The sequence below is a fragment of the Cetobacterium somerae ATCC BAA-474 genome (genome assembly GCF_000479045.1).
GTDB lineage: Bacteria > Fusobacteriota > Fusobacteriia > Fusobacteriales > Fusobacteriaceae > Cetobacterium_A > Cetobacterium_A somerae.
This window is the reverse complement of the sequence record NZ_KI518094.1, coordinates 1-1,131: the sequence shown is the minus strand read 5'-3', so window position 1 is coordinate 1,131 and position 1,131 is coordinate 1. Positions and strand designations below refer to the sequence as shown.

Genomic DNA, 1,131 nt, shown 5'->3' with positions numbered 1-1,131 from the left:
TTAATGGTTTGAGTAATGTTCTAATTTTTTCTACAATTAATTTTAGAATTTACTTGCAATACACACAACTAAAGAAAAAATTCTTCTTGAAGTTAAAGGTAGTGTTAAGAATAATAAAAAAAATAAAAAATAGTTTCACGAAAATATGAAAAATCTCGGGGGGGTGAATAACCGTTACTATAAGAGTCTAAATATCGTGAAATCAGAAAAATAAAAATGGCTCATTTATAGATTAATAAAGTAACGGTAATATGTATTTAAAGAAAATTCATCATGTAGCAATAATTTGTTCTGATTATGCAAAATCAAAAAACTTTTACACAGAAATTTTAAATCTTGAAATTATAAAGGAGACTTATCGTAAAGAGAGAAATTCATATAAATTAGATTTAGCAATTGGGAACTGTGAAATTGAGCTTTTTTCTTTTTTAGAGTCTCCTAAAAGATTGAGCTATCCAGAAGCTACAGGATTACGTCACTTAGCTTTTGAAGTTGAAGATATATTTAAAATGGTAGAATATTTAGATTCTAAAGAGATACAATGTGAACCTATTAGAATTGATGAAATAACAGGTAAAAGATTTACATTTTTTCAAGATCCTGATAATCTTCCACTTGAAATTTATGAATTATAAAAAAATAAGATTTGTTTAAAAAGAGCTGGAGGAATCCAGCTCTTTTTATCAAAATAAAATTAAAGTATGGTATTTTATCATAAATGCTTAAATGAACTAAATAATGCAATAAGAATATTACAAATTTTATTTATTATAATAGGATTGGTAAAAGGATTTTTAATTTTAGAAAAGATGTAAATAAGGTAAAGAAGGTAATGAAAAAAATTAAATTAAAAATCAAAATATAACTCCAAAACTTTAGGATTAGGCGTTGTATTTCTAGAAATATTTGAGATAAGTTTATCTTTATCCTTGGAAGTCTCATAAGTATTAATACTTTCTTTAATTTTTAGATTAAAAAAAGTTATTCGATTATCTTCACAAACTACCCCAACTTCTTTTTGTTTATCTGAATATGTTTCCTTTGGAAGTTGATACCTATTACTTTTATATGTTACAGTATTGTCTTTTGACAAAGAATAGGTTACAATACTGTTAGTTGATTCTTCTTTTT

Annotated in this window: 1 protein-coding gene and 1 pseudogene; one reads left to right on the top strand and one right to left on the bottom strand. The window is 24.4% G+C overall.

The window, feature by feature from the left end; all coding sequences use genetic code 11:
- The first annotated feature begins 251 nt into the window (after positions 1-251).
- A complete protein-coding gene (gene gloA2, locus HMPREF0202_RS03175; protein ID WP_023051940.1) occupies positions 252-635 on the top strand; it encodes an SMU1112c/YaeR family gloxylase I-like metalloprotein in 384 nt (127 codons plus the stop codon).
- A gap of 212 nt (positions 636-847) precedes the next feature.
- On the opposite strand, the pseudogene HMPREF0202_RS15220 reads toward gloA2, so the two are convergent.
- Positions 848-1,131, bottom strand: a pseudogene (locus tag HMPREF0202_RS15220) (hypothetical protein); the annotation flags it as partial.